This is a genomic window from Limoniibacter endophyticus (assembly GCF_014652835.1).
In the GTDB taxonomy this organism is placed as follows: domain Bacteria; phylum Pseudomonadota; class Alphaproteobacteria; order Rhizobiales; family Rhizobiaceae; genus Limoniibacter; species Limoniibacter endophyticus.
In genome coordinates this window covers 254,605-271,607 of record NZ_BMZO01000006.1, presented here as the reverse complement: position 1 = coordinate 271,607, position 17,003 = coordinate 254,605, and the positions used below count along the sequence as shown (strand labels likewise).

The window sequence follows — 17,003 nt, the reverse complement described above, 5'->3', positions numbered from 1 at the left end:
CCAATGCGATAGGCGTGCAATAAACCGGAATTAACTGCAAACTCGCAGAAGAATCTCGTGTGAATAGAGGTGTGCACTTTAGATAGAGACCGTAAATTTGGATTCGACATTTAGGGCAGTCTCAAGTATTTGCCGGTGATTAAACGTTTAACCACCGCCGCAGGCGTACTCCATGCCCCGTTCAGGTCCACGTCTCTCCCGCATTGCGCAATCGCTCGGCGTCTCCGTTGCGACGGTTTCAAATGCGCTTTCGGGTAAGGGCCGCGTATCGGCGGAATTAAGCGCGCGCATCAAGAAAACCGCCGAAGAGATGGGCTACGTCCCAAGCCAGGCCGGGCGCGCCCTTCGCACCGGTCGAACTGGGGTTATCGGCTTAGTACTTGCCGACATCGCCAATCCGCTTTTCCCGCAGATAGCGCAAGCCATCGAGTTTGCAGCGTCGGAGGCTGGTTACGGCGTGCTGATTGCCGACTCGCGTGGGGCGTCCTCTCTGCAGATGGAGGCAATCGACAGGCTTCTGGAGCGTGGCGTGGATGCCATGATCGTCATTCCACGCCGCGGTACGCGTATCGGCGCACTTGGTTGTCCGGTCGCGTTGATCGACAGCCCCTCAACCCCCGGCAACTCGGTTTCCGCAGATCATTGGGAGGCTGGGCTTGCGATGGGGCAACATCTGCGAGAGCTGGGGCATCGCAAGGTCCTGCTGCTGGGATCGGGCTCTGAATCCAATGTTCAGAATGATCGTCTTGGCGGCATCAGGGCGGCACTTGGCAAGGAAGCCGTCTGCGAGACGCTTTGGATCGCCCACCGGAAACCACGCAATGGCGAGGATTTTTCCCTTGGTCTCGCTGGCTATTACGCGCGCGGCTTCACCGCATTCGCGACGACGTCCGATCTGCACGCTCTACGCGCGTTAAGCGAGTTGCAGCGCGCAGGCATCTCGATTCCGTCTCAGGCCAGCGTCACCGGCTTCGACGATCTGGCGCTTGCGGAAGTTACCTCGCCTCGCCTCACCACCATGCGCATGGATATGCCCCGTATCGCTGAGCTTGCCGTCAAGGCGCTGATCGAACGTCTCGACCTTCAGGATGTGGGTGAGAGGATGCCATCCTCATCGCCCGTCGAGGCCGCACAGGCGAAGGTCGCGATGCAGCTCGTCGTTCGCGATTCCACTGCGCCCGTGACACGCTCGCTACCCTATCAGGCAATTCAAGAAAATCCAGCAGGAGAACTCCGTCCATGAAGATCATCGCAACCGCTGCGCTCGCGCTTGGCCTTGGCACCACCGCGCTAGCCGCTCAGGAAAAGACCCTTACCATTTCGGTCTATGGCTTTGCCCAGGATGCTTATAAGGAAATCGTCTACGATCCTTTTGAAGCACAGTGCGGTTGCAAGCTCGTCGTGGAAACGGGCAATTCCGTCGAGCGTCTTGCAAAGATGGAGGCCAACAAGGCCAATCCGGTGATCGACATGGCCGTTGTCTCAATGGCGGACGCACTGGCTGCGGCGCGTTCCGATCTGATCGATACCGTCGACACCTCGAAGCTCTCCAATTTCGGCAAGCTCTACGATATCGCCAAGGACCCGAATGGCGACGGCAAGAGTGTCGGCTACACCTTCTATGCCACCTCGATCGTCTATCGTTCGGACAAGGTCGAAATCAATTCCTGGGCGGACTTGCTGAAAGATGACGTCGTATCCCACGTTGCCCTGCCCAATGTCTCGACCAATCAGGGGCCACCAACCCTTTACATGATCGGCGAAGCGCTCGGCGAGAACACGCCCGATCTCAAGAAGGCTATCGAAGCCGTTGGCGAAAAGCGCGACGAGATCGTCACCTTCTACGTCCGCGCCTCGCAACTCGTACAACTGATGCAGCAGGATGAAATCTGGGCAGCGCCCATCGGCCGTTTTGCCTGGGAAGGTTTCACCAAGCTCGACATGCCGATAAAATGGGCTAATCCCAAGGAAGGTCAGACGGGCGGCATGAATGTCATGATCCTGCCGAAGGGCGGCAAGAACCGCGACCTCGCCATGCAGTTCATGGATTTCTGGCTCTCCACGGAAATCCAGACGCAGCTTGCCGAACGTCTCGTCGATAGCCCCGCTAATAAGGAAGTCAAGGTTTCTGACGAGATCGCCGAGAATCTGACCTATGGCGACGAGACTGTGAAGGCACTCAAACTCATTCCTTCCGATGTCGCGCTCGACAATCGCGACACCTGGCTCAATGAATGGAATGCCAAGGTCGGCCAATAATTTTTGCCCCGCAGGCGGAATGGTATTTCACGCCGCCTGCTAATTTGCACTGCGACGGGAGCGTCGAATGTTTCAGAATCGCAGCGAGGCTCTCGCGCTTGCACTACCGGCAGCCGTCTTTGCCGGCGTGGTTTTTCTCGTGCCGGTCGTCGTCCTTTTGTCCGAAGGTTTTCGCATCAATGGCAGCTGGACCCTATCGGCCTATACGGACTTCTTTGCCAGTCCGCTCAATCGAACGGTCTTCTTCCGCACCCTGCGCCTCGGCTTCTGGGTAACGCTGGCCTCCGCGATCATCGGCTACGCCGCCGCGTTCGCGATCGTCAATATGGATCCACGCAGCAAGGGTCGCATGATCGGACTCATCACGCTCCCCTTGATGATCTCGTCGGTGGCGCGCACCTACGCCTGGTTGGTCATCCTCGGTCGCACCGGCATCGTCAATCAGATCCTTATGTTCCTCGGCCTCTCCGACGAACCTGTTCGGTTCCTCTTTACCGAAACCGCGGTCTTCATTGGCCTGTTGCAGCTCTTCCTGCCATTGATGATCCTGTCCCTCATCTCCGCGCTCGAGAACATGCCGAAGGACGCCATTCCGGCAGCCCGGGTGCTCGGCGCCAACTGGTTTCAGGTATTCTACAAGGTAATCCTGCCGCTGACCAAGGAAGGTCTCGTTATCGGCGGTACACTGGTGTTCGTCGGTTCGCTTACCGCCTACATCACGCCTGCAATTCTGGGCGGTTCGAAGGTACTGATGCTTGAAACACTACTCTATCAACGCGTTACTGTGGCCAATGATTTCGTATCCGCAAGCGTCATTGCCTTCATTCTTATCGCCATGAGCTTTGCTGCCAATCTCGTTCTCAAGAAGCTCGCCACCGCGAGGAACCGCAAATGACCCCGCGCCTCTTTACCCCTCTCGTCCTGACGGCTGTTCTGCTTTTCCTGATCGGACCGTTCTTCATCATTGTAGCGGCGTCGCTTTCTGCCGGCGAAACGCTCGTCTTCCCGCCGCAGGGCCTGTCATTCCGCTGGATTGTCAAGGTATTCGAGGTGCCTAGCTTCCGTGAAAGCTTTGCGATGTCGATGTTTCTGGCCATTGGCGGCACGTTTGCAGCGCTCGTTCTCGGTGTACCGGCAGCTTATGCGCTGTCGCGCTACAAGCTCCCCTTCGGCGAGACAATCCGCACCATCGTTTCCTCGCCGATCATCGTTCCAGGCATCATCGTCGGTCTGGCGCTGCTCCGCTACATTGTCGTGCCCTTCGGCGTTGGCATAACGGCGGCACTTTTCGTTGCCCACACGGCGCTCGTACTGCCCTATGCCGTGCGGGTGGTTTCTGCGAGCCTGAACAATCTGCGCTCGGACATGGAAGAAGCCGCCGTGCTGCTCGGATGTTCGCGTCTGGGCGCGTTTTTCCGCGTCGTGCTGCCCAATATTCGCAGCGGCATTCTGGCTGCCTTCATCCTCGGCTTCGTAACCAGCTTCAATCAGGTTCCTGTTTCACTTTTCCTTTCGGGACCGGGCGTGCGCACCCTGCCGATCGACATGCTTTCCTACATGGAGATCACCTATGATCCATCAGTCGCAGCCCTCTCCGCCCTTCTCGCTTTCATGTCCATGGCAATCGTGATGCTTGCCGAACGCTTCCTTGGGTTCTCCCGCTATGTCTGATGCAAACTATCTCTCGCTCGAAAAGCTGACACTCGCCTATGGCGATACTGTCGCCGTCGACAAGCTCGATCTTTCCATCGCCAAGGGAGAACTGCTGGCGCTGCTCGGCCCTTCCGGCTGCGGCAAGACCACGACCATGCGCGCCATTGCCGGTCTTCTGACGCCGGCATCAGGCACCATCCGTCTTGACAACGTCGACATCACCCGCGTCTCCGCCAACAAGCGTGCAGTTGGTCTCGTCTTCCAGTCCTATGCGCTTTTTCCGCATCTCTCGGTCTTCGAGAACGTTGCCTTCGGCCTGCGTCTCAAGGGCATCAAGGGCAGGGAACTGGAAAAACGTGTGGAGGCTGGCATCAAATCGGTCGGCCTCGCCAAATTTGTCAGCCGCAAGCCCGGCGAACTGTCCGGTGGCCAGCAACAGCGTGTGGCGCTGGCGCGTTCCATGGTGATGGAGCCGAAAGTGCTTTTGCTTGACGAGCCACTGTCCAACCTCGACGCACGTCTGCGCCTTGAAATGCGCACCGAATTGCAGCGCGTGCAGAAGGAAACGGGCGTGACCATGATCTTCGTCACGCATGATCAGGGTGAAGCCCTGTCACTGGCCGATCGCATCGTTGTCATGAATGGCGGGATCATCGAGCAGATCGGCACGCCGGAAGAAATCTACAATGCGCCCGTCTCCTCCTTCGTCGCGGATTTCGTCGGCTTCGAGAATATATTCGAACTGTCGGACGGTGCGCTGAAAACGCCGAGCGGCACGGCAATCCTTAAAACGGCAGCACCGTTCGACGCGAAAGGCCTTGCTTGGCGCCCCGCAAATGTAATGCTTGGCAGCGGCGCTTTCGAAGGCATCGTGCGCGGTACGTCTTTTGCGGGCAACACGCGCGAATATCTCCTCGATACGGACCTTGGTCCGATCAAGGCGGAAGTGCCCGCAAATCTCCCCGTCCATGCCATGGGTGAAACCGTTGCCTTCGACCTCCCGGTCAACAAGGCCGCTCCTTTGAATAAATTCGGGTAATGATGATGGGTGTGTGGATCGATACGGACATGGGTTTCGATGACATCGCCGCCATTTTGACGGTGATGCATGCGGGGCTGCAAATCGATGGCGTGTCCTTGTGCTTCGGCAACACGACCATTGATCAGGTGCAAGCCAACGCCGCCAGCGCTTCCGTAACATTCGACTGGCGCTTTCCGATTCACACGGGAAGCGCCAGCCCTGTTCTGGGTCAACTCGAAACTGCCCAGTCGATCCTCGGGTCGAACGGCATTCCAACACTTGGCGCTTCTTTTGCGTCTGCTCCGCCCTTGCGTTTCTCGCGCGCCTTTCCGGCACTCTGCCAGTGGCTGGAAAGCGAGCCGGCGGGTCCGCGCCGCATTCTGGCGCTTGGTCCGCTCACCAATATTGCAGCGCTCGCGCTTGCCCGTCCGGACCTCGCACAGACCATTGATGAGATTGTCTGGATGGGCGGCGGCGTGACCTCCGGCAATCACACGGCGTCTGCCGAATTCAACGCCTTTGCAGACCCCGAAGCGTTGGCCATCATTCTGGCAAACGGCCTTCCCCTAAAAATGATCGACCTCGATCTTTGCCGCAAGGTTCAGGCCTCTGCGGATGCTGCGGAACGCGTCCGTGCCTGCGGCGGAAAAAATGCGGAACTGCTTGCCGATCTGCTTGGCGGCTTCATTGCCATCGCTGTCCGTCAGGGACGCACCTCAATGGCCCTCTACGATCCAGTAGCAGCCATTGCATTTTCCTATCCTGATCTTGTTCGCTTTGCCGATGCACGTATCGACGCCGAACTTTCCACGGGTTTGACGCGCGGGCGCACGGTCGTTGAAACGCGTGTCCACAAGGCTGCACCCAACGCGGAATACGCCGTCGAAATCGATGGCGACACCGCGCTTTCCCACATTCTCGAAGCGCTTTGCGCAGAAGCCTCAAGATGAGCAAACGCTTTTCCGAACCCGACGATCTTGCCTCGCCGACGCTGCGACGTCGCGCCGTCGCGGCTGCTCGCGGGGAGGCGGACTTCGATCTCCTGATCACAGGCGGCACCCTTGTCGATATGGTGACGGGAGAACTGCGCAAGGCCGATATAGGCATCGTCGATGCCCTGATAGCGAGCGTTCATGAGCATGGCGCGTTTTCGCGCGCCAAATCAGTGATGAGGGTCGATGGGCAATTCATTACACCGGGTCTGATCGACACGCACATGCACATTGAAAGCTCGATGGTGACGCCGGAAACCTATGCGCGCGCCGTGTTGCCGCGCGGTGTCACAACCATCTGCTGGGACCCGCATGAGTTCGGCAATGTGCATGGGCTGAACGGTGTGCGCTGGGCTCTTGATGCAGTCGCCGACCTGCCCTTGCGTGTCGTGACGCTCGCTCCCTCCTGCGTTCCCTCCGCGCCGGGTCTTGAGCGCGCCGGAGCAGATTTCGGGCCGCGGGAAATGGCGGAAATGCTGTCATGGCCTGGCATTGGCGGCATCGCCGAAGTCATGAACATGCAAGGCGTGATCGAAGCCGATCCGCGCATGAGCGGCATCATCGATGCGGGACTAGCAAGCGGCAAGCTCGTTTGCGGTCATGCCCGCAGCCTCACCGGCTCGCGTCTCAACGCCTTCATGGCGGCGGGCATCACCTCCGACCACGAATTGACTTCTGCGGCCGACCTCCTGGAGAAGTTGCGCGCCGGAATGGCGATCGAGCTGCGCGGTTCGCATGATCATCTGCTACCGGAATTCGTGGACGTGCTGAACAAGCTGCCGCATCTGCCGCAAACACTCACGCTATGCACGGATGACGTCTTCCCTGACGATCTCCTGAACGCAGGCGGGCTGGACGATGTTGTGCGTCGCCTCGTACGCTACGGCCTGATGCCGGAATGGGCTTTGCGCGCCGCCACCTTGAATGCTGCGCGCCGCCTCAAGCGGGACGATCTGGGTTTGATAGCATCTGGCCGTCGCGCCGATATTGCGATTTTCGCTGATTTTTCCGAGTTCCAGTGCACATATACCATCGTGAATGGTCAGCTCGTTGCGCGCGATGGCCGCATGTTGCAGGCGCTGGCCGGCCACGATTGTTCGCCGTTGCACGGGAGTGTCCAGGTTCCACCGCTGGAAGCTGATGATTTCAAGGTCCGCGTGGAAAATGATCGCGCGCAAGTCGAGGTCGCGATCATCGACCGTCCGCGCTTTACGCAATGGGCAAGCGCACTCACCAAGGCTGAGGATGGCTTCGTAATTCCGCCGCCGGGCACGACGATGATCTCCGTTACCCATCGTCATGGCCAGGCAGAAGCGAGGCCAAAAACTGGTTATCTCGGCCAGTGGGGCGATTGGAAGGGTGCATTCTGCACCACGGTTGCGCATGATAGCCACAATCTTACTGTCTTCGGCGGCAACGAGGCCGATATGGCTCTGGCGGCCAACGCCGTCATCGAGATGGGAGGAGGCATGGCCGTGGCTCAGGGTGGAAAGATCCTCGCACGTCTTCCGCTTCCCGTGTCCGGACTCGTCTCAGAGGCGCCGCTCGATACTGTCGCGGAGGAATTCTCCAATATACGTACAGCGATGAACCAGGTCGTGGATTGGCAGCCCCCCTATCTGGTATTCAAGGCCTGCTTCGGTGCCACGCTCGCCTGCAACGCCGGCCCGCATCAGACGGACATAGGCATAGCGGACGTCGCGAGCGGCAAGGTTCTAGAGACGCCGGTTCTAAATTGAAGCAGCGAGGACCAGATCACTATGCATTGGGGATCAGCCCCCAGGCTTTGAGGCGAATTTTCCCCATCGCCCGAAATATGTCGATCTAGCCGGAAACCTGCTCATCAAGACGGTCGCCAGGCTTGAGTTGGACTCGAAAACCCTGACGAGCCCTTCGACACCGATGGGGACGATCGTCGTGTAACGATCTATGATCTCGCCGTTTCGTCAAAGTTAAATATCCTGATCGTCGCGCTTGAAGCAGTTGACAATGTTTGGCGAAACCAGCGCAAAATCCCGCCACGGCTCTCGCCGCGCGGTTGATAAGGAAGAAGATCGTCAGTTCCGGGAAAGCCGGTTCTCGCTTCCCCGGAAACTGCCGCATTTCATGAGGGGAAGAGCGCATGTGGCCCGTAATCTCATAAATTGCGTATGCTTCCACATGCGCTTTTGCAGGCCGGATGCGAAGATTTGTCACGTCCCGCAGCCACCGCCCACCGGAAGATCCCGGCAGACAGCTTGCCCTCGCGCCTTCGATGCCACGGGTGCGCAACCAAAGCCCCTCGACGCGTGAGAGAGATTATCCGCCAGCCATACCCGGGTGTGGACAGTTGCTGAGATCTTGCCGCGCAAGAAAACGACAAATGTTTGAATTCGTTCCAAGAATAAGTTCAAGAGAACGATTTTCATCCCCGCTTTGAATCATGTTTCCGGCGCGGCCAATTCCTGTTCGACTAGCGTCGTCCAAAATGCCACGCCATGCGCTATTGCCGCATCGTTGAAATCATAGGCTGTGTTGTGATGCAGCGCGCCATCAACCGCCGGACCATTGCCCAGCCAGACGTAGCAACCCGGCGCCTCCTGCGCAAAAAACGAAAAATCGTCACCGGCGGTAGATGGCGGGAAGCTGGTTCGCGTTTTCGCACCGAAAACAGATCGGGCCGCTTTCAGTGCACGCGCGGTCGCATCCGGCTCGTTGATGACGGGCGGAATGCGACGAATGAATTCATATTTGGCGACAATACCGAACATTTCCGCCGTACCACGTGCGAGGCGACCGATTTCTTCTTCCAGCTGATCGCGGACACGCGGCGAGTAGGCACGGGCCGTTCCGCCAATCTCGACGATATCGGGAATCACATTGAGCGCTTTCGGATCGCCCGCTTGCACAGAACAGGCGCTGACGACTGCCGGCTCCAATGGGTCCACTACGCGCCCCACAATAGTTTGGAGGCTGGCCAGAAAGGTACCCGCCGCCGTGATCGGATCCCGTCCGAGATGCGGCTTGGCGCCGTGCGTCCCGGTGCCGTGAAATGTAAGTTTCCAGCTATCGGAGGAAGCCAGCTGCGGACCTTCAACAACGGCCATCTCGTCCGGGTCGAGGCCCGGCATATTGTGCAGCCCATAGACGGCGTCGCATGGAAAGCGCTCGAAAAGGCCCTCTTCGACCATTCGTCTCGCCCCGCCCCTGCCCTCTTCGGCTGGCTGGAAAATGAAATGCACAGTGCCGGAGAAATTGCGCGTCTTCGCCAGATGACGCGCTGCGCCGATAAGCAGCGTTGTATGGCCATCATGGCCGCAAGCATGCATCTTGCCTGGAACCGTCGATTTATAGGGGCGCTCTGCCACTTCCGGCATGGCAAGCGCATCCATATCGGCGCGAAGGCCGATGGAACGGGTTCCGTTGCCCACCTGCAATGTTGCCACCACGCCGGTTCCGCCCAGACCGCGATCCACCGAAAGTCCTGCCTCTTCCATCAGTCTGGCGACGATCTCGCTGGTACGGAACTCCTCAAAACCGAGTTCAGGATACGCGTGCAAATCGCGGCGCAGTGTCGTCAGAAACTCGATGTCGTCGGCTATCATGTTTTGATCGGGCATAAACCATCCATGGGCCCGAACCTGGGTACATCCGGGCTTTCTTCTTTCCTGGCCTATCTATAAGGAATAAGAAGAGATTATGGGAGAAATTTCTCCGTTCTTTAAAGAAAATGACAGGGCGACGATGACAGAATTGCCGATGGACCCGCTCGATTTCTGGCAGGAAATATTCCCCCCGCACAGTTTCGATCCGTCAGCGTTGCATCGCAGTTTCTATCCGGCAACGCTCAATGATGCGCGGCAGATCAAATTGCCGATTCGCCCAATCGGCGACGGGCACAGTGCCCTCGCCTCTCTGATCATCAATCAGGCGAGCTTCACCGTGCAGGACGTTCTGGCGGAACAGCTCGCAGCGAAACTATCGGGGTTTCAGCCCGACATCGTGATCGGCCTGCCGACTCTTGGTCTAACGCTGGCAAGCCAGGTGGCGCGCAAACTCGGTCATAGCCGCTACGTGCCGCTCGGCACGTCCCGCAAATTCTGGTATGAGGATGCACTTTCAGTGCCGCTCTCATCAATAACCACCGCGCAGGTGAAGCAGCTCTACGTTGATCCGCGCATGCTGCCTCTGGTGAAGGGTAAGCGCGTCGCACTGGTCGATGACGTAATCAGCTCAGGTTCATCGATCCGTCAAGGAGTTGAACTTTTGCGCAAGATCGAGATCGAGCCGGTCGTGATCGGTTGTGCGATGCTACAAAGCGAACGCTGGAAGGACGAGCTGAGCGGCGTTGCGGATCGCATATGCGGCGTGTTTTCCACGCCAATCCTGTCGCGATCCGCAGACAATATGTGGGCGGCCTGAACTTTAAGCCGCATCCTCCGTGACGTCGCCACCATTCGTCCTGCCTTCGAGGGCCGCGAGAAATCCGTCCAGCCAGGAGCGGGCATCGAAATTGCGGATACTCACCATTAGATGGCGGTGACGCTCCTTGCGCTCCTCAAGCGGCATGGTAAGCGCCTTGTTGAGCTTGTTAGCCATTTCGTCAATGTCATACGGATTAACGATGAGCGCGGCGTTCATCTCTTCCGCTGCACCAGCAAATTGCGAAAGAACCAGAACGCCCGGATCCTCAGGATCTTGCGCTGCGACATATTCCTTAGCAACAAGATTCATGCCATCGCGCAACGGTGTGACGAAGCCGACCTGACTGCCGCGGAAAAGAGCAGCAAGTTTGTCGCGCGGCACGGATCGATGGATGTAGCGGATCGGCGTCCAGTTGAAATCGGAATATTTGCCGTTGATCGCTCCCGTAAGCGATTCCATTTCCTTGCGAATGACAGCATAGGCACTAACGTCCTCGCGTGTCGGCGGCGCGATCTGCAAGAAGGTGACGGCTTTTTCCGTCTGCGGAAACTTCTCAAGAAGACGCCCGAACGCCTGTACGCGCGCCGGCAATCCCTTCGAATAATCCAGCCTATCGACGCCGATGATCTGCTTTCGTCCAAGCACGCGGCGGCGCATTATGTCGATCTGCACGTCATCGGGGCTATTCTGGGCCATCTCCGCGAACACATCATTGTCAATGCCGATCGGGAAGCGGTCAATGCGCACCTCCCGCCCCTCAACGGTGATACGCCCATTCCCGTCCACCTCCGCATCGCTTGGATATTCGATGAGATACCGACGCAGATTGTGAGCGTCGGTGCTGGTCTGGAAGCCAATCACGTCATAGGCAAGCAGGCCGTTCACAAGCGCCTTGTGATTGGGAGATGCCGCCATGAGGTCCGGTGGGGGAAACGGAATATGCAGGAAATAGCCCATGCGCTGCTTGCAGCCGCGTTCTCGCAAAGCCTTCGCAAACAGGATCAGGTGGTAATCCTGCGCCCAGATCATGTCGTCGGGCTTTAGGAATGGCAGAAGCTTTTCCGCATAGAGCTGATTGACCCGGTTGTAACCATCGAAATAACTGCGACGATATTTGACGATGTCGAGCCGGTAGTGGAAGAGTGGCCAGAGGACGGAATTGGCATAACCCACGTAAAAATCGCCGTAGTCCTTCTTGGACAATGAAACGGCAATGCGTTCGACATTTCCATATTGCTCGACCTTCGGCTCTTCTTGCGCGGCCTTGTCGCTATTTTCGCCGCTCCAGCCGAACCATACGCCACCACGCTGGCGCAACGCATCGGCCAGTGCAACGGCCAAACCTCCTTGTTGGGCCGAAACCGTGAGATCGGCGACGCGATTGGAGACGACAACAAGTCTGCTCATGCGCCGATCCTCCGGCTATCGTACTCGCACGCAGATTCTTGTCCATCAGCTCGGTCGTTCATCATCGTCCCCACTTTATTTCAAATGCATCACGCCAAAGCGTTTTTCGCGGCAAAAGTTTCGGCCAGCCGCGTCATCCAGGCGTGAAATTCCGTAATATCCTCGCAGTGAAACTGCGCCTTCGTTTCCTCCTTTCCTATCTTCAGACCAATGCCACCCAGCCTGTTCACCGCGTCGAAGCCGAATTCGTCGGTGACATCATCGCCGGCAAAGAATGGTGTCCGGCCTTTAAAGGGCGCTTCACTCATGAAGCGCTCTATCGCATCGGCCTTGGTACGAACGCCCAGCTTGAACTCGAATACCATCTTGCCGGGCAGAACCCGAATGGCAGGATTTGCCCCAAGATCGGCTGCAAAGCGCGCACAAGTCTCGGCGAGATCAGACCGCGTGCGATAATGGAGCGCGACAGAACCGGGCTTCTCCTCAAAGAGCAACCCGGGATGGTGCGCGCAGAACCGCTCTACATTAGCGGACAGAGCCTGCAATGCAACCTCGTCAACCAACGCATTGTCGGATGATCCATCGCTCAAGCGTCGTTCCATCCCATGTACGCCCGCCAACGGAAGCACCACGGGGCTGAGAAAATTGTCCAGCATTTCTATGCTGCGCCCGGAAACGACGGCGACCGCGCCGCCGCTCGTTTCAGAAATAATTGCAAGCGCCCGCAAGATTTTTCCGGGAACCGCAGCCTTGGCGGGGTCTTCGACGATCGGCGCGAGCGTGCCGTCCAGATCGAAGAAGAAAGCCGTCTTTTCGGGAGGAAGAAAAGACGGCAAGCGTTCGATTGTCATGAAACCTGCCTTTTCAATGATCTTTCAACGCGCAAGGCGACGTGCCGTTGCACGCGTGCGGAACGGATTTCCCCGCACCGTGTTTCATCTTCATCATGTGAGGAGATAATGCAGCAACGAACGGCAGTCAAAAGTGCAAGCTTCTCCAAACTAGCGCGCGATACAGGTCGTGCCACCGGTGGCGCGATCGTTTTTTCACTTCCCATGCTGATGACGATGGAGATGTGGTGGCTCGGTTTTTACATGGACCGGCTGCGGCTGGTTCTGCTCCTGGCTCTTTCCTTTCCGCTCTTTCTCGCCCTTTCGAGCAAGATCGGCTTCGAACGCACCAGCGGCTGGATCGGCGATCTGGTGGACACGCTTTATGCCTTTACAGTCGGTGCGGTCGTCAGCGCGCTGATACTTCTTATATTCGGCGTTCTGACGCATGATATGGCCTTCGAAGAATGGACCGGCAAGATTGCTTTGCAGACCGTTCCGGCCGCGCTCGGCGCGCTTCTCGCCCGAAGCCAGCTTGGAACTGGAGACCGTGACGATCACGATGATGAAGAAGAGGAAACGCTTGCGAGCGAAGTACTTTTTATGGCGGTAGGCGCTCTGTTTCTCGGCTTCAACGTCGCACCCACCGAAGAAATGCTGCTGATTTCCTTCCAGATGAGCGAATGGCATGCACTGGCACTGATAGCGGCTTCTCTCTTGCTGATGCATGGCTTTGTTTTCGCGCTCGACTTCAAGGGCGGCACCGAAATCGGCGAAGGCCTGCACCACCATTCCTTCCTGATCTTCACCGTAACCGGCTATGTGCTGGCGCTTTTGATCAGCCTCTATTGCCTCTGGACTTTCGGACGGCTCGACGGATTATCCTTCGAGCAGGCCGTGATGGCCACAGTAGTGCTTGGTTTCCCGAGCGCGATCGGTGCGGCGGCCGCACGGCTTATTCTTTAAGGTGGAAATGATGAGTGCGACGCAAAACAAGGCTTCCAGAGCACACCCAGTCGAAGTGGTCGTAGCGGCGATTTCCGCCATGCTGCTGGTCGCACTCATCGTATATCTCACCTATCGCGGATTTCAGGGCGAAGGCGGCATTGCCGAACTTACCGCGACAGTGGAGCGCGTCGACCAGCGTCCTGCGGGTTATATCGCACAAATCCGCGTCGATAATGCGGGGGAGAAGACCGCGGCGACAGTAACGATCGAAGGCACTGCCGGCGGTCAAACCGGGCAGATCGAATTCGATTATGTTCCTGCCGGCTCTACTCGTCATGGCTCGATGCATTTCCGAGAGGATCCCGTCAATCTGGAACTCAATATCATGGGCTATAGCGAGCCCTGAGGCATGAAGGTCCGGGATGCAAGACGTGGCATCATGCGCCGGAAAAAGACGCTTCGCGCGCCCTGGAAGATAAGCATGGCCATCCACAGACCGTGATTGCCGAAGAAGGGCTGCAGAACCGCCCAGGCAGCCAGGTAAAGACCGAGCGAGAGAAGCATCATGTTGCGCATTTCGCGTGACCAGGTAGCGCCGATGAACACGCCATCCATCTGAAAAGCGATCACACCGACAAGCGGCAACACGACGACATAAGGCAGATAGATCATCGAGATGTCGATAATGACCTGATTGGGCGCGATCAGCGCGATGACCCAGAAGCCGATCAGAGCAAAGACAGCCGAGACAAGCGCGCCGAAAACGAAGCCCCAGATGGTCGTCAATTTGATGACCCGATCGAAGGCCGGTCGCCACTGCGCGCCGACTGCGCGTCCTGCCAATTGTTCTGCTGCCGTCGCAATCCCGTCCAGGAAGGCAACGCCTATGAAATAGAAGCGAATGAGAATCGTGTTGGCGGCCAGGATTTCGATGCCCAGCATACCGCTCTGGCGGGTGAAGAAGGAAATTCCGGCGAGCAACGCTATTGACCGGATCATCATGTCGCGATTGACCGAAAAAAGGCGCTTAAGCTGAACCGGCATGAGCGCAGCGCGCCAATCCCAGAGCTTCTTGTCGGTCCGCATGAGAATCAGCACGACTCCGACGAGGGCCGTAACTGCCTCGGCAATGAGGCTGGCGATAGCCGCGCCCGCAACCCCCCAATGAAGATGCAGCACGAGGAAAAAGCTGAGAGCAATATTGAGGCCATTGAGCAACGTTTGCAGAAGCAATGCCGCTAGCGCCTCCCCTCTCCCGATGATCCAGCCGAATGCCACGAAATTGAAGAAAACGAAGGGAGCCGACCAGATGCGCCAATCGAAATAGGCTTGCGCCGCTTGCGCCACGGCGCTGTCCGCACCCAGCAATGTCAGGCCGAGTGTGCCTATCGGGATGTGCAGGACCAGAATGAACAGCCCCGCGCCTAGCGCCAGAACGATCCCGCCCAGAAGCATGATCTGTTCCTGCCTTCGATCCGCTGCACCAACCGCCTGAGCGATAAAGCCCGTCGTCGCGCCGCGCAAGAAATTGAAGGAGAGAAAGATCACGTCGAAAATGACCGCAGCGAGCGCGACGCCGCCAATCAGCACCTCATCGCCCAACTGGCCAATGACGCCGGTCGCCACGAGACCGACGAGCGGCGTCGAGATGTGCGCGATCATCATTGGAATGGCGATGCGCAATATATCCCAATGACTGACATCGAAGGGACGCGGCGAAACACCTGCTCCAGGCACGTGGCTCTCAATTTTCATCGCAATTCCGGCCTCCTCCCATCGCTGGAATCGCGTGTCAGTCCTGTTTTCGGTGCGGCTCGCCAAGCGTATGCATCAGCCGGTTCGCCCAGCCGAAGATAGCGACCGAGTGGATAAGGTCGAGGATTTCCAGATCATCAAGCCCCTGCTGGCGCAGATGGTGAAACTGGTAGACGCCGACATTATCCGGATTGGCCGTCAGATCGACGCCGAAATTGAACAGTGCCTGATCATACTCGTCAAGATCGGCTTCAAGGCCGTTCCTGTAGATCTCGTCCACCACTTCCGGTCGCTTCTCGATCTGAATGAAGCGATTGGCATGGACGGCCGCGCAGTAGATGCACTTGTTGACGAAGGAGGCCGCAAGCGCGCCAAGCTCGCGTCCGCCGCGCGACAAGCCGCCTTCGGAATACATGATATCGTTGAAGAGCGGCGTGCGCTCGGCCAGCATCTCGGTTTCCTGCGCCAGCGTCAGAACGTAGGCGGAGACCTTCGTGTTGGACGGCGTTACCTTGAGAGCATCAAGCTGTTCCTGGGTCGCGCTCTGCAGATCGACAGGCGTGACGTAAGGCTGCCACTCCAGGGCATCGAGGGTGAATTCGTGAACGGCTTCAGACATATCAATGATCCCTCAGCATACGCAGGCCCGCAACGACCAGAATCTGGTAATTCACATAGGCGATGATCCCGGCGAGCGTGACGATGTCACGGTCATCGAGACCCACGACATAAAGCTTGTCGATATTCTCGCGTGTTGCTGCCCTGGGCTGCCGCGTGACCAGATCGACATGCGCGAGGATGGCGCGCAGCCGCGCATCATCTCCACCGTCGAAACTCTTGTCGGCAACCGGGCGCACCGCATCCGCCCCTCCGTGACTATCGAGCAGCGCCTGGTAATGCGAGACGAGCTCTTGCGTGTTCCAGAGTGCTGCCATGCGAGCGGCCAGCGCGGCACGCAACGCGTAGGAGAAATTGCGCGGTTCTTTCGGTAGAAGCGCTGCCTTGTAGCTCGTTTGCGTCAAATGCTTGATCTTCTCGCGCTTCTCCCGCAGAGCCATCAGCGCGGAACCGGGCTTAAGTCCAAGGACTTCGTCGATCACATCGGTTTGCGTATCAGCCATTGATCAAGCCCCCTTCGCCGACAATGCTTCGTCGAGGAAGTCGAGCCGGTCCTGCCCCCAATAGAGGACGTCTTCATAAATCCAGGTTGGCGTACCGAACACGCCGCGCGCCGTGGCTTCGGCATGGCTGTCATGCCAGGCCTGAACGATGTCGGGATCTTCCTCCATCGCCTGCAGTTTGGCGCCATCGAGGCCAAGGCGATTGGCAACCTCGATGCGAACCTCCGGCAATGTCACGTCGAGTTCCTCGCTCCACAATGCATGTAGAAGCGCGTGAGAAAGCTCCAGCGCCGGCAGGCCGAGCTTGTCGGCTGCAATCACCATGCGCGCGGAGAACTCGTTATTGGTCGGATAATGCGCCGGTTTCAGGACAAGCGGCATGTTCAGGCGCTTACGCCAACGGTCGAGCTCGACGGCATGATAATCCTGACGGGGCTGCGGACGCGAACGGAGGGGGACGCCGCCATTGTCAGGGACGATGCGCGTGGGACGCACGACAACATCAAGATCGTGCTTCTCGATCAACGCCTTGAATTTCGGCCAGCCAAGGTAGGCCCATGGCGAAGATAATGCGTGGTAATAATAGACTTTCTTCTTCGCCATGTTCTGGGTT

Annotated in this window: 17 protein-coding genes; 10 read left to right on the top strand and 7 right to left on the bottom strand. The window is 57.9% G+C overall.

Going from position 1 to position 17,003, the window contains the following annotated elements; genetic code table 11:
- Window positions 1-172: 172 nt before the first annotated feature.
- The 7 genes from IE151_RS10680 to IE151_RS10650 all read left to right on the top strand — a co-directional run bounded on the left by IE151_RS10680 (window position 173) and on the right by IE151_RS10650 (window position 7,664).
- Window positions 173-1,243: a LacI family DNA-binding transcriptional regulator gene (locus tag IE151_RS10680; protein WP_189489990.1), complete on the top strand. Its 1,071-nt coding sequence runs from the start codon at window positions 173-175 to the stop codon at window positions 1,241-1,243.
- Window positions 1,240-2,259, top strand: a complete 1,020-nt coding sequence (locus tag IE151_RS10675) for an ABC transporter substrate-binding protein (RefSeq protein WP_189489989.1) — start codon at window positions 1,240-1,242, stop codon at window positions 2,257-2,259. Before IE151_RS10680 ends, IE151_RS10675 begins: the two co-directional genes overlap by 4 nt.
- 67 nt (window positions 2,260-2,326) lie before the next feature.
- On the top strand, window positions 2,327-3,154 hold the full coding sequence (locus tag IE151_RS10670; protein ID WP_189489988.1) for an ABC transporter permease: 828 nt from the start codon (window positions 2,327-2,329) through the stop codon (window positions 3,152-3,154).
- A complete protein-coding gene (locus tag IE151_RS10665) occupies window positions 3,151-3,930 on the top strand; it encodes an ABC transporter permease (protein WP_189489987.1) in 780 nt (259 codons plus the stop codon). The genes IE151_RS10670 and IE151_RS10665 overlap by 4 nt, the downstream gene beginning before the upstream one ends.
- Window positions 3,923-4,951, top strand: coding sequence for an ABC transporter ATP-binding protein (locus tag IE151_RS10660; protein WP_189489986.1), 1,029 nt, complete (start codon window positions 3,923-3,925; stop codon window positions 4,949-4,951). The genes IE151_RS10665 and IE151_RS10660 overlap by 8 nt, the downstream gene beginning before the upstream one ends.
- Window positions 4,952-4,956: 5 nt before the next feature.
- Window positions 4,957-5,883: a nucleoside hydrolase gene (locus IE151_RS10655; protein WP_189490030.1), complete on the top strand. Its 927-nt coding sequence runs from the start codon at window positions 4,957-4,959 to the stop codon at window positions 5,881-5,883.
- The gene (locus IE151_RS10650) at window positions 5,880-7,664 is read left to right on the top strand and encodes an adenine deaminase (protein WP_189489985.1); all 1,785 of its coding nucleotides are present in this window, start codon (window positions 5,880-5,882) and stop codon (window positions 7,662-7,664) included. The genes IE151_RS10655 and IE151_RS10650 overlap by 4 nt, the downstream gene beginning before the upstream one ends.
- 681 nt (window positions 7,665-8,345) lie before the next feature.
- Here the strand turns inward: IE151_RS10650 and IE151_RS10645 are convergent.
- Entirely contained in the window at window positions 8,346-9,524 is a 1,179-nt protein-coding gene (locus IE151_RS10645; RefSeq protein ID WP_189489984.1) for a M20 aminoacylase family protein, read from the bottom strand.
- 124 nt (window positions 9,525-9,648) lie between these two features.
- Between IE151_RS10645 and IE151_RS10640 the strand changes: the two genes are divergently transcribed.
- Window positions 9,649-10,326 carry a phosphoribosyltransferase gene (locus IE151_RS10640; RefSeq protein ID WP_189490029.1) on the top strand — a complete coding sequence of 226 codons (678 nt, stop codon included), beginning with the start codon at window positions 9,649-9,651 and terminating at the stop codon, window positions 10,324-10,326.
- Between the two features lie 3 nt (window positions 10,327-10,329).
- Here the strand turns inward: IE151_RS10640 and otsA are convergent, their stop codons facing one another.
- Window positions 10,330-11,736, bottom strand: a complete 1,407-nt coding sequence (gene otsA, locus IE151_RS10635; RefSeq protein ID WP_189489983.1) for an alpha,alpha-trehalose-phosphate synthase (UDP-forming) — start codon at window positions 11,734-11,736, stop codon at window positions 10,330-10,332.
- An 89-nt stretch (window positions 11,737-11,825) separates the two neighbouring features.
- The gene (gene otsB, locus IE151_RS10630; RefSeq protein ID WP_189489982.1) at window positions 11,826-12,587 is read right to left on the bottom strand and encodes a trehalose-phosphatase; all 762 of its coding nucleotides are present in this window, start codon (window positions 12,585-12,587) and stop codon (window positions 11,826-11,828) included.
- Between the two features lie 108 nt (window positions 12,588-12,695).
- Between otsB and IE151_RS10625 the strand changes: the two genes are divergently transcribed.
- Both IE151_RS10625 and IE151_RS10620 read left to right on the top strand, forming a co-directional pair.
- Window positions 12,696-13,532, top strand: coding sequence for a TIGR02587 family membrane protein (locus tag IE151_RS10625; protein WP_189489981.1), 837 nt, complete (start codon window positions 12,696-12,698; stop codon window positions 13,530-13,532).
- Between the two features lie 10 nt (window positions 13,533-13,542).
- Window positions 13,543-13,920, top strand: a complete 378-nt coding sequence (locus IE151_RS10620; protein WP_189489980.1) for a hypothetical protein — start codon at window positions 13,543-13,545, stop codon at window positions 13,918-13,920.
- Here IE151_RS10620 and IE151_RS10615 read toward each other — a convergent pair.
- From IE151_RS10615 to IE151_RS10600, 4 genes are read right to left on the bottom strand one after another with little or no spacing between them, the layout of a single operon-like run.
- Window positions 13,905-15,269, bottom strand: a complete 1,365-nt coding sequence (locus IE151_RS10615) for an MATE family efflux transporter (RefSeq protein ID WP_189489979.1) — start codon at window positions 15,267-15,269, stop codon at window positions 13,905-13,907. The two genes, IE151_RS10620 and IE151_RS10615, sit on opposite strands and share 16 nt — an antisense overlap.
- A gap of 37 nt (window positions 15,270-15,306) precedes the next feature.
- Complete coding sequence (locus tag IE151_RS10610; protein WP_189489978.1) at window positions 15,307-15,888, bottom strand: peroxidase-related enzyme; 582 nt, start codon at window positions 15,886-15,888, stop codon at window positions 15,307-15,309.
- Between the two features lies 1 nt (window position 15,889).
- Entirely contained in the window at window positions 15,890-16,390 is a 501-nt protein-coding gene (locus IE151_RS10605) for a CMD domain-containing protein (RefSeq protein ID WP_189489977.1), read from the bottom strand.
- Between the two features lie 3 nt (window positions 16,391-16,393).
- Entirely contained in the window at window positions 16,394-16,993 is a 600-nt protein-coding gene (locus tag IE151_RS10600; RefSeq protein WP_189489976.1) for a 2-hydroxychromene-2-carboxylate isomerase, read from the bottom strand.
- Between the last annotated feature and the right edge of the window lie 10 nt (window positions 16,994-17,003).

Excerpts from the sequence above, each read along its gene's own strand:
- IE151_RS10680 (WP_189489990.1), top strand. The coding sequence starts at position 173 with ATGCCCCGTTCAGGTCCACGTCTCTCCCGCATTGCGCAATCGCTCGGC.
- IE151_RS10675 (WP_189489989.1), top strand. The coding sequence starts at position 1,240 with ATGAAGATCATCGCAACCGCTGCGCTCGCGCTTGGCCTTGGCACCACC.
- IE151_RS10670 (WP_189489988.1), top strand. The coding sequence starts at position 2,327 with ATGTTTCAGAATCGCAGCGAGGCTCTCGCGCTTGCACTACCGGCAGCC.
- IE151_RS10665 (WP_189489987.1), top strand. The coding sequence starts at position 3,151 with ATGACCCCGCGCCTCTTTACCCCTCTCGTCCTGACGGCTGTTCTGCTT.
- IE151_RS10660 (WP_189489986.1), top strand. The coding sequence starts at position 3,923 with ATGTCTGATGCAAACTATCTCTCGCTCGAAAAGCTGACACTCGCCTAT.
- IE151_RS10655 (WP_189490030.1), top strand. The coding sequence starts at position 4,957 with ATGGGTGTGTGGATCGATACGGACATGGGTTTCGATGACATCGCCGCC.
- IE151_RS10650 (WP_189489985.1), top strand. The coding sequence starts at position 5,880 with ATGAGCAAACGCTTTTCCGAACCCGACGATCTTGCCTCGCCGACGCTG.
- IE151_RS10645 (WP_189489984.1), bottom strand. The coding sequence starts at position 9,524 with ATGCCCGATCAAAACATGATAGCCGACGACATCGAGTTTCTGACGACA.
- IE151_RS10640 (WP_189490029.1), top strand. The coding sequence starts at position 9,649 with ATGACAGAATTGCCGATGGACCCGCTCGATTTCTGGCAGGAAATATTC.
- otsA (WP_189489983.1), bottom strand. The coding sequence starts at position 11,736 with ATGAGCAGACTTGTTGTCGTCTCCAATCGCGTCGCCGATCTCACGGTT.
- otsB (WP_189489982.1), bottom strand. The coding sequence starts at position 12,587 with ATGACAATCGAACGCTTGCCGTCTTTTCTTCCTCCCGAAAAGACGGCT.
- IE151_RS10625 (WP_189489981.1), top strand. The coding sequence starts at position 12,696 with ATGCAGCAACGAACGGCAGTCAAAAGTGCAAGCTTCTCCAAACTAGCG.
- IE151_RS10620 (WP_189489980.1), top strand. The coding sequence starts at position 13,543 with ATGAGTGCGACGCAAAACAAGGCTTCCAGAGCACACCCAGTCGAAGTG.
- IE151_RS10615 (WP_189489979.1), bottom strand. The coding sequence starts at position 15,269 with ATGAAAATTGAGAGCCACGTGCCTGGAGCAGGTGTTTCGCCGCGTCCC.
- IE151_RS10610 (WP_189489978.1), bottom strand. The coding sequence starts at position 15,888 with ATGTCTGAAGCCGTTCACGAATTCACCCTCGATGCCCTGGAGTGGCAG.
- IE151_RS10605 (WP_189489977.1), bottom strand. The coding sequence starts at position 16,390 with ATGGCTGATACGCAAACCGATGTGATCGACGAAGTCCTTGGACTTAAG.
- IE151_RS10600 (WP_189489976.1), bottom strand. The coding sequence starts at position 16,993 with ATGGCGAAGAAGAAAGTCTATTATTACCACGCATTATCTTCGCCATGG.